The organism is Pontibacillus sp. HN14, assembly GCF_021129245.1.
Classification (GTDB): domain Bacteria; phylum Bacillota; class Bacilli; order Bacillales; family BH030062; genus Pontibacillus.
In genome coordinates, this window is record NZ_JAJOLR010000001.1 from 1,056,700 (window position 1) to 1,069,851 (window position 13,152).

Annotated in this window: 15 protein-coding genes; 5 read left to right on the plus strand and 10 right to left on the minus strand. The window is 38.7% G+C overall.

All coding sequences use genetic code 11. The features are described from left to right. Nucleotides 1–915: a DMT family transporter gene (locus LQ226_RS05435; RefSeq protein ID WP_231416837.1), complete on the minus strand. Its 915-nt coding sequence runs from the start codon at nt 913–915 to the stop codon at nt 1–3. A 222-nt stretch (nt 916–1,137) separates the two neighbouring features. Here LQ226_RS05435 and LQ226_RS05440 point away from each other — a divergent pair, with 222 nt between their 5' ends. Continuing rightward, nucleotides 1,138–1,890 (plus strand): class I SAM-dependent methyltransferase, encoded by a 753-nt coding sequence (locus LQ226_RS05440; protein WP_231416838.1) that lies wholly within the window; start codon nt 1,138–1,140, stop codon nt 1,888–1,890. A 110-nt stretch (nt 1,891–2,000) separates the two neighbouring features. Here LQ226_RS05440 and dnaN read toward each other — a convergent pair whose 3' ends face one another. The 4 genes from dnaN to LQ226_RS05460 all read right to left on the minus strand — a co-directional run bounded on the left by dnaN (nt 2,001) and on the right by LQ226_RS05460 (nt 5,051). Further along, a complete protein-coding gene (gene dnaN / locus LQ226_RS05445) occupies nt 2,001–3,122 on the minus strand; it encodes a DNA polymerase III subunit beta (RefSeq protein ID WP_231416839.1) in 1,122 nt (373 codons plus the stop codon). Nucleotides 3,123–3,141: 19 nt separating this feature from the next. Further along, on the minus strand, nt 3,142–3,318 hold the full coding sequence (locus LQ226_RS05450) for a hypothetical protein (protein WP_231416840.1): 177 nt from the start codon (nt 3,316–3,318) through the stop codon (nt 3,142–3,144). A gap of 146 nt (nt 3,319–3,464) precedes the next feature. Further along, nucleotides 3,465–3,788, minus strand: coding sequence for a hypothetical protein (locus tag LQ226_RS05455; protein WP_231416841.1), 324 nt, complete (start codon nt 3,786–3,788; stop codon nt 3,465–3,467). Between the two features lie 63 nt (nt 3,789–3,851). Beyond that, nucleotides 3,852–5,051: a helix-turn-helix domain-containing protein gene (locus LQ226_RS05460; RefSeq protein WP_231416842.1), complete on the minus strand. Its 1,200-nt coding sequence runs from the start codon at nt 5,049–5,051 to the stop codon at nt 3,852–3,854. 112 nt (nt 5,052–5,163) lie between these two features. Here LQ226_RS05460 and LQ226_RS05465 point away from each other — a divergent pair, with 112 nt between their 5' ends. Both LQ226_RS05465 and LQ226_RS05470 read left to right on the plus strand, forming a co-directional pair. Next, nucleotides 5,164–6,414, plus strand: coding sequence for an MFS transporter (locus LQ226_RS05465; RefSeq protein WP_231416843.1), 1,251 nt, complete (start codon nt 5,164–5,166; stop codon nt 6,412–6,414). Nucleotides 6,415–6,606: 192 nt separating this feature from the next. Next, nucleotides 6,607–7,461 carry an STAS domain-containing protein gene (locus LQ226_RS05470; protein ID WP_231416844.1) on the plus strand — a complete coding sequence of 285 codons (855 nt, stop codon included), beginning with the start codon at nt 6,607–6,609 and terminating at the stop codon, nt 7,459–7,461. 38 nt (nt 7,462–7,499) lie between these two features. On the opposite strand, the gene LQ226_RS05475 is transcribed toward LQ226_RS05470, so the two are convergent. Next, nucleotides 7,500–7,889 carry a ferritin family protein gene (locus LQ226_RS05475; protein WP_231416845.1) on the minus strand — a complete coding sequence of 130 codons (390 nt, stop codon included), beginning with the start codon at nt 7,887–7,889 and terminating at the stop codon, nt 7,500–7,502. A gap of 137 nt (nt 7,890–8,026) precedes the next feature. Here LQ226_RS05475 and LQ226_RS05480 point away from each other — a divergent pair, with 137 nt between their 5' ends. Further along, on the plus strand, nt 8,027–9,028 hold the full coding sequence (locus LQ226_RS05480; protein ID WP_231416846.1) for an immunoglobulin-like domain-containing protein: 1,002 nt from the start codon (nt 8,027–8,029) through the stop codon (nt 9,026–9,028). Between the two features lie 69 nt (nt 9,029–9,097). Here the strand turns inward: LQ226_RS05480 and LQ226_RS05485 are convergent, their stop codons facing one another. From LQ226_RS05485 to LQ226_RS05500, 4 genes are all read right to left on the minus strand, one after another. Then, nucleotides 9,098–9,379, minus strand: a complete 282-nt coding sequence (locus LQ226_RS05485) for a hypothetical protein (RefSeq protein ID WP_231416847.1) — start codon at nt 9,377–9,379, stop codon at nt 9,098–9,100. A gap of 4 nt (nt 9,380–9,383) precedes the next feature. Then, nucleotides 9,384–9,869 (minus strand): YdbC family protein, encoded by a 486-nt coding sequence (locus tag LQ226_RS05490; protein ID WP_231416848.1) that lies wholly within the window; start codon nt 9,867–9,869, stop codon nt 9,384–9,386. Next, nucleotides 9,866–10,453 (minus strand): hypothetical protein, encoded by a 588-nt coding sequence (locus LQ226_RS05495; protein ID WP_231416849.1) that lies wholly within the window; start codon nt 10,451–10,453, stop codon nt 9,866–9,868. The genes LQ226_RS05490 and LQ226_RS05495 overlap by 4 nt, the downstream gene beginning before the upstream one ends. A gap of 182 nt (nt 10,454–10,635) precedes the next feature. Next, entirely contained in the window at nt 10,636–12,018 is a 1,383-nt protein-coding gene (locus tag LQ226_RS05500) for a DUF2254 domain-containing protein (RefSeq protein WP_231416850.1), read from the minus strand. Between the two features lie 193 nt (nt 12,019–12,211). Between LQ226_RS05500 and LQ226_RS05505 the strand changes: the two genes are divergently transcribed. Beyond that, complete coding sequence (locus tag LQ226_RS05505; protein ID WP_231416851.1) at nt 12,212–13,039, plus strand: restriction endonuclease; 828 nt, start codon at nt 12,212–12,214, stop codon at nt 13,037–13,039. Nucleotides 13,040–13,152 lie beyond the last annotated feature (113 nt).

Sequence of the window (13,152 nt, forward strand, 5' to 3'; positions counted from 1 at the left end):
TTACACCCTCCTTTTCTTTAGAATGTTCCTAAGGTTCCAAACCTGTCCATTTACGAAAATGACTCCCACAATAATAATGATTCCTCCGGCGATACTTTGAAGGAAGATTCTCTCGTTAAGCAGTAAAACTGCAGCAATTAATGTAGCCAGTGGCTCTAAGTACATAAAAGCACTTGCCTGAGAAGCCTCTAATACTTCGTGCGCCTTCCCCCAGTACCAGTAGGCGATACCCGAAACAAACACACCAAGGAATATGAGGTGACCCCATTCCCCCGGACTTAACAGCGCTAAATCCTCCCATCCTCGCCCCTTTATGAGGATAGGGACGGTGAGGATGAAAGAGAGCGCACTCATATAAAAAGTAATGACAATCGAAGGCAACGGAATGTGTAATCGTTTTAAAAGAATTCCATAAACCGCCCAATTCAGGGTGCTAAGGAGCATAAGAAGATAGCCTATGTTCATAGCAAATGAGATCCCCTGGCCACTTCTCGAGGTCGTAATTAAGATGACACCAGCTATAGCCACCCCTATACCTATAGCCCTTGAGAGCGTCACTTTTTCATGAAGAAAGATCATCGACAAGAAAACGGTAAACACAGGGGAAAACGATATAATCCATCCCGCATGAGACGCATCAATGGTTAAAAGTGCTGTTGCCTGAATAATTTGATGGACAAAGACTCCAAGTATTCCAAGTACAATCAGGGCTGGAACGTGAATAAGGGCTAATTTCATTGGATATCTCATGAATACAAGTACGCTTAATAAAAACAAAGCCCCGAATCCAAATCGAATGACGAGTACGGTATAAGGATCAAGCTTATCTAAAACTGCTTTAGTTGAGACAAAAGATATACCCCAAAATGTGATGGATAAAGTTGCGTAGAAAGAGGCAGCCAGTTTGGTAGACATATATATGCTCCTCCTCTTTAAAGGAACTCTTTCTTTCATCCTATGCTTGTCCTTCAGGTTCATGTAGAATACGTTTGGAAATTTTTGTTGTGAACAATCAAATCTTACCCTACAATAGAAATAGAATTGTCGGATAATTAGGAGGATGACTGTGCTCTTTTACTATTGATCTTTGTGAAGTTCTCAAGTAATGAGGAAACGACATAAAGGGAGGGCTTACACATGGAATGGGTTAAAGAATTTTACAATAAGCAATATGAACTCTTAACCAATAACCCTATGATTCTGACGCTTAGGGATGATTTGGTTGATAAAATGGAAGAATTAATAGAATCCAAACCTGAAAAGATCCTGGAGCTCGGAGCAGGCACAGGACAGTTTGCAGTCGCTGCCGCTAAACGAGGGTATGAGGTTACGGTTATTGAACTAGCGCCGAAAGCAATAGAAAAAATGAGGACCCTGGCAAGAGATCATAATGTGGAGGATACACTTCACATTTATGAAGGGGACTTCTATGAAACTACAATTAAAGAGACATTCGATTGCATTTGTTACTGGGACGGATTCGGAATCGGAACAGATACCGATCAAACCAAACTCCTCCAGCTTATTGGGATTTGGTTAAACGAGGATGGCCAAGCACTGATCGACTGCTATACACCCTGGTACTGGGCAAACACAGCTGGAATAGAAATGAGCTTTGATGAGATTATGAGGCTATACGATTTCGATCCGTATCACTGCAGGATGATTGATACGTGGTGGTCAAGTCGAGACGAAAGCCAAGCGGTGACCCAGTCTCTCCGATGTTATTCTCCAGCTGACCTTGAACTTCTGCTAAAGGAGAGTACACTCTTCTTGGATCATTCTATACCAGGCGGGGCAATGGATTATACCACAGGAGAATTTAATGAAGAAGCTCCTCTCCACAGAGCCATGTCCTATACAGCTCGGTTAAAGAAGGATAAATCCTAAGTTTCTTAAGGAGAAGGAGACCATTTATGGTCTCCTTCTCCTTTCTGTTAGTTAAAAAGGATGTTATTACCTTTCTTTTAAAAATCTAAAAGTACAGGTCTCCTCTTATCTCAGTGAGACCGCACTGGAGATAGAACGTGACAAACTTGTTCATGATCAAGAGGACGTATAAAAATAGGACGCATTGACCCAGAGATTCCTATTCGAATTTTTTCTTCTTCAACTGCTTTTAACGCCTCTATTAAGAAAGTTCCATCAAGAGTTACGGAACATTCCTTTTCCCCATCTACGCTCAGGAGAGTTTGTTTTTCTTCGATCCCTCCTAAATCAGAAGATGATGAGGATATATGAAGATCCCCTTTTCTGACTTCAAGGTGAATGTTGTGGTTCTTCCATTCATTCGCAAATAGACATGCCCTCTCAATCCCTTCCTGAAGTTGAAGCTTATTAACAGAGAGTATAGTAGGTGCATTTTTAGGGATGAACTGATCTACATTTGGATAATGTCCTTCAATTAACTTTGAATAGACCAACAAGTCACCTGCTTCAAATACAATTGAGCGATCATGTATGGAGATTTTTACTGGGGAAGTTTCATGGCTCAGTACCTTAGCTAGGAGGGAAAAAGCTGTTTTTGGAACATTACAAGAACATTGCAAATGATTCTTGTATGAAAACTCTCTAAGGGCTAAACGATGGGAATCGGTAGCGACCGCCCGGATGCTTTCTTTTTGAAAAGATAAATGGACTGAAGTCAAGACAGGGCGATTCTCATGATTAGAAGCTGCAAAAGTTGTCTGTTTTACCATTTGGAGCAAATCTTTACCTTCCAAAGTGATGGCTTCTTGCGCAATTTCAGCAGGAATGCTCGGAAACAAAGAAGAGTCAAATCCGCTTATATGGCTTTTAACCTCCCCTGATCTGATCGTGATTCGATTGTTTTGATCAACCTGAATATGTATTTCTAAAGGGAGTTTTTTTATTAATTGATGAAGCGATTTTGCCGATACAACGACACTCCCTCCCTGCATAATAGTGAGCTCTTCTTCAATTTGTGTTGAGACCTTGCGCATAATATAGATTTCCCCGTTACTACCTGTTAACGTTAATTCCTTTTCGTTTGCTTCAAGCTTAATCCCAGATAACAAAGGATTTAAAGTGTTGGAACGAATGACTTTATTAGCATCATCTATTGCTTTTATGAAAATATCCCTCTTTATACAAAAATCCACTCTCATTCCACTCCTTTAATCATTCAATATCGTTGAGCTTTCCTTTTTTGCTAGCTATTTCAACTAATATAATAAAACTAATGGTTAGAACAACAAGGAGGATGGAAGCAATCCAATTTGATAAATTACTCCAAATACTAAGGAAAAACACACCATTCGTCAGCAATACATAGATGACAATCCATTTTTTTAGCACTATAGACTACTCCTTTTTACGAACATGCATTCGCTTCAATTCATGCTATTGTACCATAAATATTCAAATTATTCAGTTAAAAAATGACAAAAAAATTCAGTTATGAAAGAGGTACAACTTTCTCTTCCATAACTGAAATAAAAACCTTAGTGCCCTCCACCATGACCTTCAAGATCTCCGATGGCTGTTACTGCTGGTGGGTGGGCCTTTGAATATTCATATTCAATATCATAAGTTTGGCCAACTTCTACAAGGTTCCAGGTCATTTTATCTTCAAATCTTAATTCTTTATCCATGCCCTCAACCTTTATTATGTACTCATGGGATTTTTCCTTTTCCAGGTCATGCTTCTCGATAACTTTCACATCATGCAACGTTTCGTGATGAGCGATTTTCGTATTCAGATAAAACGATAATCCTGTAATCACGATGATGCTGACTATAATAGTCGTGACTAATTTTTTCTTCAAGGTGGATCCTCCTTCTGTTTCCTCGTTTCTATTTAACCACATAACAGATTTATTGACCATTTTTTATTGGGACTGTTTAAAAGTTTCGTACACAAATTGTTGATAAGGTGTTTCCGGGAGCCCTCGTATTCCTTCATATGCATCTTTTGCATACACCTTTCCCTTTTCCCATTCTCCTAATTCCATCAAACAACGAGCTTGATATGCTTTGACATGGTAAATCAGAGAACGATCAAAGGGGTGCACCCATTCAGGAATAATGTTGAATTGATTCAGTAGTTGCCATGCACCTTTTATATCTCCCATATGATATAGAGCTTTCCCTTTTTCCATTGCATAATACGAATCCACTTCACCACCAGATAGCAGTTTAAAGGTCTCCGTGGATCGCACTGCTTCTTTATAATCTCCTTTTACCTCATTATAATAATGAGCTTGTAGCAGCAATACCAAGGCTTTGGTTTCATTACTGTCTACAAACTTGCTATACAAATCGAGCTTATCCAAATAAAATGTGACAGCACCTTCATCTCGCGTCATAATCGAATAATAACAAGCCAGTCGGTATAACTCTTCAACTTGATAAAACGTCTTGCTTTTTCTTGAATGGGCGATCGCCCTATGCAATACGTGCAAGGCTTCTTCATTGTGACCAATAGCAAAAAGTAAGATGGTTTCAAACGTAAGGTACTTAAGCGATGTTAACGTTTCAAGTTCTGCTCCTTTCGATTGTATGACTGATCGCTTTTCTCTTATTAAATGCAGTGCTTCCTCATACTGTTGTAGTTCTATTTTGCTCCACGCCTCAAAAAGTGTAACCTGAACCGATTCTTTAAAAAGAGTTAGTGTTATATACAAATGATCCGCCTGGTGTAAAGTCACTTCCCAACCTTGTTCTCCTACTGCATATAAACTCTTACCGTAGATTTCCAACACTTTTGCGGACTCATATGAGATTGGTAGTTGCTCCGTCTTCAGAGGAGACATTTTTTCAATAATTTCCTCATTCTCACCATCTTTAATAAGCGTTTCAATAGTAATTAAAAGCTCACGAACTTCCGTTACACTAACTTGTTCAAGTAGTTCATTCACGGATACATCTAATTGGTCTGCAATATAATGAAGACTTTGCATCGAAGGCTTTGCTTTATCATTCTCAATTAAGCTTAGCATTCCTTTCGTCATGTAATCTCCAGACAGCCCTTGCAAAGTTAACTTTTTCTTTTTTCTAAGTGTTTTAATTCGAGCTCCCAGTGAAGTCATCTATATCCCCTCCCCTTATTGTTTAATTATATTAAACTTAACGCTTGTATGGAAGTGCTTACCATGTTACGATTTGTTTAATTTGATTAAACTTTTGAAGGAGGTTTCAATTTTGGATAAGCACAGGAAAGCTACATACCATTTATGGACGTTTGCAATGAGTAAGCTCATTTCTTCATTTGGAAGCAGTGTGTATGGCTTTGGAATGAGCTTGTATATTCTAAACGTTACAGGTTCAGCTACGGGATTTGCGATCAATTTACTCTGTAATACTCTCCCGCGAGCGATTCTTGCACCCTTTGCCGGAACTCTTGCAGATCGCAAATCGAAGAAGAAAATTGTTCTTATCTCTCAAGGAGGAGCCTCTGTTATTGTCCTTAGTTTACTGGGCTTTTCCTTTATTCAGGAACTCTATGTCTCTGCTATTTACACCACTACAGCTCTATTATCGATCTGCTCTACCTTCACAAGTATCACGCTTACTTCTTCAATTACTCAACTATTTAACCAGGAAAAACTTCAAAAAGCCATGGCCTTTCAACAGGCTTCTATTTCCTTATCTACAATAGGAGGACCAATTGTAGGTGGTGCATTGTTTGGACTCTTCTCTATGAAAGTCTTCCTGCTGATCCACATTTCAAGCTATATCATCGCGATTCTGCTAGAGGCTACAATGAATTTTACTCTTTACAGAAAACAACCTTTCTCCAAGCCTTCTCCATTTCGTCAGTCGCTGTTAGAGGGTTTGCGATATGTAAAGAGTAACGAGAATCTCTTAAGGTTATTCTGTACTGGTTTAGTCGTTAATTTTTTTGCCGTGTCTTTGGTGGTAGGACTTCCATTTATTGCTGTCGAAAAACTTAGGATTCAATCTGCACATTTTGGAATAATCGAAGGGACGTTTGCAGCGGGGATGTTAGTCACTTCTATTTACTTTTCAATTCGTAAATCATTTCGGTCTCCTTTGCTCCTAACGAAGTGGGGGATTGTAGTAGCGAGCTTTATCATGGTTATGACTACATTACCACTTTTCATACCTTTGAGTTATGGAGGAAATGTGAGCTTTTACATGGTCATCGGTCTCATATATGGCATAACGCTCACTTTTGTGAATACACCCCTAGGCGTTCTATTGCAGAATGTTATAGAAGATGAGGTGAAGGGAAGAGTATTTGGCATTTTGGAGATGATGGCACAAGGGTTATCTCCTCTTGGAATGATTATTTATGGTCTGGCTTTAGATACGATAGGCCCAGGTTGGAGTATCATTCCCTCAAGTTTTTGTATGACGGCCTTCACCCTTCTGCTTTTAAATCAAAAACGGTTAAAATATATCCCTACCTCATATTCTTCTATTTCCTAGTTGTGAGCAACATCCTCCTTTAATCAGGCATTTGGCTTGGGCGCTTCAAAATTTTAAGGAATGGATAATTATTATCCACCGCAAATTGTTTTTACAGACCAGCATTCTTCATTTTACTTTCCATAACTGAAACCCTTACAATTAGAAGATAGGTGATTCGATTTTTGATCACACAGAGGAGGACGCCAACAAATGGCAAATGAATACAACTTGAATTCAACGGACTTCCAATCTTTGAAAACCGCCTCTAAGAAGATGTTCGATATGATCGTGACCCGCTTAAACGTGAATACAGCTTATGTAGCGAAGCGCGGGGAGAAAGAAATGACTGTTCTTAGTTCCCTGAACAAAGACGAAGAAATTATTCCAGAGGGATACTCAGTTGAATACGGTGGGAGTTATTGCAGACATATATTTAACAATGTAAACAATGAGATGCATACCGCGGATGTAAACCATTATGAGATAACTCGTAATCTAGACGTTACACCAGAGCTTGGTATTAAGGGATATTTAGGTGTTACCCTTACGGATACGGAAGGTACGATCTTTGGAACACTTTGTGTGATGGACCGTGAAGAAAGGGAATTTAGTGAAGAAGATGTAGAATACCTAAAATCTATGGCTGATCTTCTCTCCCATATCATTGAGCTTGATAAGACCAAGTTTAACATGGGTTTCTTAAGTGTTCCGATCCTCCCTATTACAAATGGGGTATCAATTCTGACGCTACAGGGCGTAATCGATGACCAACGAGCAAATAAAATTATGGAAAGTGTCCTCCAGCACACTTCCGAGAAGCAAATTGATTACATTATTATTGATCTATCAGGACTGGTCATTATAGACGATCTGTTTCCAAATTTACTAGTTAAGCTTGTCCAATCTCTTCAGTTAATTGGAGCAGAAACAATTATTACGGGCATAACACCTGAAGCGGCCCTACATAATATTAGTAGTCAACACATTCAAGACCTTAAAGCCAAGACCGTGCATAACCTTGAAGGTGCGCTTGAATATATTGGTTTTCATTTACAAGAAAAATAAAGCAAAAGAAAAATCCCACATTTCTTGTGGGATTTTTCTTATGCTTCTAAAGTTCGCAATCGTTCACTATAAGAGTCATAGACGCTAATGGCATCACTTAATAGATCTAGCTTCTTGGCCCTAAGATCATTAGCGAGTGTACGTATATCTTCCCATAGCTGTGAGGCATTTACATCAATCGTTGAACGTTGGAATACCGTTTCTGAAGTACCTACAGGATCCCCGCCGTTTCGCTTTAACCTTTCTGTTAACAACTCCATTTCATCTGATACATAATCTTTTAATTCTTCATAATGATCCCCCATATGATCACTAGAAGTAAACGTATCGAGCTTCCCTCTTACAACAAAAAGATTGGCCAGATAGTTATTAATTACTTCAACATCTTCCCATTGGAGGTTGGCATCATTTCTAACAAGATTATTCATATCATCACCTCTGTTTATCTAGTTTCGTTCCCCTATTAAATGGATGATAAACGCCTAATAATTATGACTATATTTTTTGTAACTTCCAATGATTGTTGTCGACAAATGAGGTAAGACCTAAAAAAGGAGACATTTGAATGAACGTAAAACAATTCCTGTTCATCGCTTCCATCTTTATAGGAACCATGAGCGGTTGCGGAATCGGGGAAAAGGTAACAGAGACAGAAACCAAGGATACCGACTCTTCACAATCGAACTCCACCATCCAAGATGATTATTTTGAAAATGATACCTTAAAAACCCTCCAAACGGATGTGTCAAAAAGAATCAAGCAAGTGGAGAATGACGTATTTGGAGAAGAGGAGAACCGAAATGATTATGGCACTTTCTATCTCGACCGGGAGAAAGAACAATATGTGGTTGGACTACTTGAAGACAGCGCAAAAGCCCAAGAGTTTAGAGAAGCTTTAAAAGATACCATAGAAGATAAATGGATTCGTTTTGAAACGGTCTCGTATACGACTAACACCTTGCACAGTAAAATGTCCGTTGTTTATGATGATGTAAAAGAATTCGCAAAAGATAAAAGGAATAATTTCCATGTTGCATCAGACATCTCGAATAATCAAATTAACCTAGTGATCGATCATCTAACAGAGGATGAGCAGGCACAACTCTATAATAAATTCGGAGATATGCTTTCCATTACAATCGATGAAGAGCAGAATGAACTTACTAAGAAAGCAAATGAACAAGAGATCTCAGAACAAGTGAGCGAAGATGAAATTACAGTAGGGATGACTGCCGAGAAGTTTCAATACCCTATCACCACAGAAATCGTTAAGCTGACAGTCAGAAATACAGGGGATGTTCCACTCTTATTCGGTACCCATTACACCATTCAGAAAAAAATAGACGGTACATGGTATGAGGTTCCATTTGATAATGGAGCTTTTAACGATATTGGCCTTTCGATTAGCCCAGGTAATACGTATGAAGAGGAAGTTCATTTAACTGGTCTCGATTATACATTAACAGAAGGGACCTATAGGGTTGTGAAATCTTTTGATCAAGAGGATAAAGATCATGATCGATTCAAAACCGTTCGTGTTGCAGCAACCTTTGATCTGGTTCCTTAAAATTTTTTTTGCGGGGGATGCTCTGATCCACAGGGTCCTCCCTCTTCAGTCATCTTTTTTCTTCCTCTCTCAATCATTGATTTCGATTTCATCTTTAATTTCACCATCGCCGAATGTCCAGACCCTGTACTGCTTATCTCCCTCTTTGTTTACTACCAGTACATATTCTGTGAAGAATTCTCCCCAGTGACCCAGACGGTTAATACTTTCAACGGAGGTGATTTCCGGGTTTTCCTCTAAGACCTCCGCTTTTACCGTTTGTAGTTTGGATTGAACAAACAAGGTCACCGAGAAGTAAGCAATAACCATGATCGAGATGCTTATCCCTACACCTTTCCATATTCTACTCACTATATCAGCCCTCCTTCTGACTTTGTGTGACTCTCCATTCCTTCTCTAATTCGATTATATCTTTACATTTATTGCACTCTTCTACAGCGCTTATATATATGCTTGAATCATGGGCGAGTAAAGAATTAAATTTCAAAGCTTTATCCATATATTCTCCACTGTAACAAACCATCTCCCCTCTTTCTAAGAAAGGCCTGACATTCACTTGGTCTTCATTTGAATATAGAGATACGGAGATGAAATCATAGGTAGATTCCTGCTGATTCTCTTGAACAAAGCGTTCATGTTCGTTATTCATAAACGATTGATAGGAAGCAAGATCTGTCCAAAAAGCAAGAATAAACGCTTTCCGAGCATCCGTTTTCTCCCAACCGCCAATTTGCCCAATGAATCCGTCTATCCGTTTAAGTTGTCCCCACTTAGCCTGTGCTTGTGAGAAAGCATTTCTTTTTTGAAACGGAACGATACACTCAATCCACTTTAAGATCATTCGCTTTCCCCACCTTCTTGCATTTGCGTGACTAAATCTAGGAGCAGTTCTTTAATTTGTTCTGGGGAATCCCCGTGACCTGTATGAGATAGTTCATGCAGAACCCCCTCTTTCATCCAGTAAATACTAGAGGTTTGAAAGGCCTCATCAGGAAAGGCAGACGGACTATAATAAACCGTATCACCACCGGAAAGCTTCACTTCTTCAGCTTGTTTTATCAAATGGTTAAAATCCACAAGTTCAAAGTCTGAAGAGAACAACGATAATGTTTTCTCATTCCGATCATTTGTAGAAGCAGTAATAGAGATTCCAATATCTTTCTGATCTTCAGGGTCATTGAAATCACTAATTAGGGGCTCGCTAAACGATCCGTATGCTTCTGGTAGATCATCTGGAACCGTTAACGTAAACGGCAGAGCCTTCAATGCCTCTTCAACAGAGTTTGCTTTATACATCGTTGGTTGCTCTTCATCTGACTGTATTCCATTCTCATAAACCGTTAAATGCTCCGTATTAAGTGTAGCGGCTTCTCTTTGACACCCTAATAAAAGTACTAGTGATAATGCTCCTATGTATTTCCTCAAAAACTCATACCTTTCTCTTACAATGTGTAATGTATGTAATTATGGATTTTCTTGATAAAACAAGGTTTTTAACAAAAAACGCACGCAAAAGCTATGGCTCATTTTACCATAAATATGGATGAAGTTCTTTTAGAACCACAAAAAGACTCTTATTCCTTATAGGAATAAGAGTCTTTTCTCGACTATCCAAATTGTGGGTCTACACGAATGGTGCACAAGAGGTTTTCTTTCACACTCTGGAAAGCATCGACTTCCTTTGTGTCTCTGGCAATCTTATACAATGGATCAAGAAGGGTATAACAATCTTGCCTATGCAATTGACAATCATTCAGGCCTAATACCGTTTCATAAGAAAATTCCCACAAGTCTTTGTGAAGTTTCTCAGGAAGCACCTTGGCTAGAAGAGCTGTCATACGTAAAATCTCTGCCAGTATGGTTGTATTGTTATTCGCGTATTCACGTACGTGTGCAAATCCCTTATGAAGATAAAAACTAAAGTCTTTTTGATCCAGTATAAAACGAAGTTTCCCTTCCCCATCTCCAAGATAAGGGGAAAAATTTGATCGCTTCCCTATGCTTTTTAATAAGTCCGTAATCTGATGGAGTGTGTTGGAAACTGTTAATGGATCATTATTTCCAATCGCTTTAATGGCAACTTCAGCAAGTTTATTCACACCGTATTCAAGATCTTGAATTTCTGTTTGCTTCTCTCCGATTTCAATTAGATCTAAATATTTCATTCCATCAACAGGGTTCCCATTTGCCCAAATTGTTAATAAGGGAGCTTCACTAAGTACAAACTCCCCTATTCCAGCTTCAAGCTTAACCGTCACTCCATCTTTCTCAGCTTCTTGCACAATTCTCTTAATATCAGCTAATTGAACGTAACCGGTTTTTGGAGCGAGTTGAACCTGTCCTTGTTCGTCTGGTAACTTTTGTACAAGACCTTTCTCATATTCGAGTATAAACGGTTCTTCCTCCCGAATAAGAGAGTCTTGCACGGATTTTGATTTCGCATTCATATTAAAACTAATATTATGAACCTGCATCCAAGTGGTCGTGTGATTAATAAAGTAAACGAAGGTTAACGCTGCAATCACAGCCGTCAAAATAGATAAAATGGGCGTTGCAAATATATATTCTTCTTTCTCATGCGTGACATACAAGAAGTTAAGGAGTACATAAATAAAACTTCCATTAAAAATCCCTAATACATGTTGAGTCATCTTGTCACTAACAAAGTTAACTAGCATCTTGGATGAGAACTGGCCGCTAAATGTTGTTAAAGCAACGAGCAAAGAGTTAATTGTAAAAGCACTTAGTGTTAAGACACCACCAACAAGTGCACTCAAAAGTACTTGAAGAGTTGTCCCACTAAAACCGAGCCCTACTGGCAAATAAGAACCAACATCCAATATATAATCCAGGTAGAAAGTAAAAATCGATAATAATATTGCGCCTGCAATATACCATAGCGGCATAAACCAAAGAGTAGAGTTTAATTCTGTTTTTCGCTGTCTTCTTGACATGGAACCATATTTCTTAATGTAACCAAACAAGCTCATGATGGATCCCCTCACATTCTTAGAAAGTACTCTCTCCTCGTTCCCCCATCATAATGGATATAACCCACACCAACTACAAATTCATATAACCGTAAAATAATGATAGAGGATTGTAATAAATTTGGCTAATATCCCCTTATAACTCACCTATAAATGGAAAAGATAGCCTTATAACGTGTATAAGGGTGATTAAATGAGAGAACGTTCATCGAAAGGATCGGTTTTAAGTCCAGCAATCCAATCCAGACTTATCATTAGTTGCTTTACCTTCATAGCTCTATTGCTAAGTGTGAGTATTAGTCAAGAAGATGTACAAACGAGGTGGGTGTTAAGTGGCTTGCTTCTCGGTATGAATATGTACATAGCTAAAGCCTTAACGCTTCATCTCACCTACAAACGATCAAAACGAATTCGAACCTGGTCTCTTATGGAGAAACTAAGGCTAGGGATTTATCTATTCGTGACTCTCATTACCATCGGGGCAAGTGAATCTTTTGAAGTATATGGAGTCTTTACTTTAGCTTTAGGTTTGGTTATGGTTCATAAATATAGTAGCCTGCTCTCCTTTAAAAACCTAAACAGTAACCACAAAATGCTCGCCAATAATGAAATAGATCAAATGACTGAAGAGGAATTTATGACCTTTATCGTTAAACTCTATGAAGGTCTTGGCTATTCTACACAGATTCCACCTTCAAAAAGGGAGGGCGCTTCCTATGTTCTTATTAAGAAGAAAAAAGTGAAGACTGCAATCCGCCTAAAGTTAGCCTACAGTAACGAGAGGGTTAAAGTTGAAACAATTAATGAGATGCTGCGGGATGTGAAGGATTGGGATATCGACCGGAAAGTGGTGCTCACGAATCGTAGGTTCTCCCCTAAAGCTATTAAAACAGCCGAGCGTTGCGGGGTTACTCTAATAAACCAAGAAGGGTTACTCATCCTTACAGATCAATACAAAAAAGAAATGGAACAAGGGAAGAAAAGAAGAAGACTTTCTTTTCAAAAACGTTCAGGAGAATAACTATACTCACAAGGTTTGTTTAAGCTTAGCCATGTCTATATAAAAAATAGACCTTCCCAAATCATTAGGAAGGTCTATTTGGCATTCCTTACGCCATCACTTATAAATGGTTC

Bases quoted from the DNA above. Each gene is read 5' to 3' on its own strand.
- LQ226_RS05505 (WP_231416851.1), top strand. From the start codon at position 12,212: ATGAGAGAACGTTCATCGAAAGGATCGGTTTTAAGTCCAGCAATCCAA.
- LQ226_RS05440 (WP_231416838.1), top strand. From the start codon at position 1,138: ATGGAATGGGTTAAAGAATTTTACAATAAGCAATATGAACTCTTAACC.
- LQ226_RS05490 (WP_231416848.1), bottom strand. From the start codon at position 9,869: ATGATCTTAAAGTGGATTGAGTGTATCGTTCCGTTTCAAAAAAGAAAT.
- LQ226_RS05500 (WP_231416850.1), bottom strand. From the start codon at position 12,018: ATGAGCTTGTTTGGTTACATTAAGAAATATGGTTCCATGTCAAGAAGA.
- LQ226_RS05480 (WP_231416846.1), top strand. From the start codon at position 8,027: ATGAACGTAAAACAATTCCTGTTCATCGCTTCCATCTTTATAGGAACC.
- LQ226_RS05460 (WP_231416842.1), bottom strand. From the start codon at position 5,051: ATGACTTCACTGGGAGCTCGAATTAAAACACTTAGAAAAAAGAAAAAG.
- LQ226_RS05435 (WP_231416837.1), bottom strand. From the start codon at position 915: ATGTCTACCAAACTGGCTGCCTCTTTCTACGCAACTTTATCCATCACA.
- LQ226_RS05475 (WP_231416845.1), bottom strand. From the start codon at position 7,889: ATGAATAATCTTGTTAGAAATGATGCCAACCTCCAATGGGAAGATGTT.
- LQ226_RS05470 (WP_231416844.1), top strand. From the start codon at position 6,607: ATGGCAAATGAATACAACTTGAATTCAACGGACTTCCAATCTTTGAAA.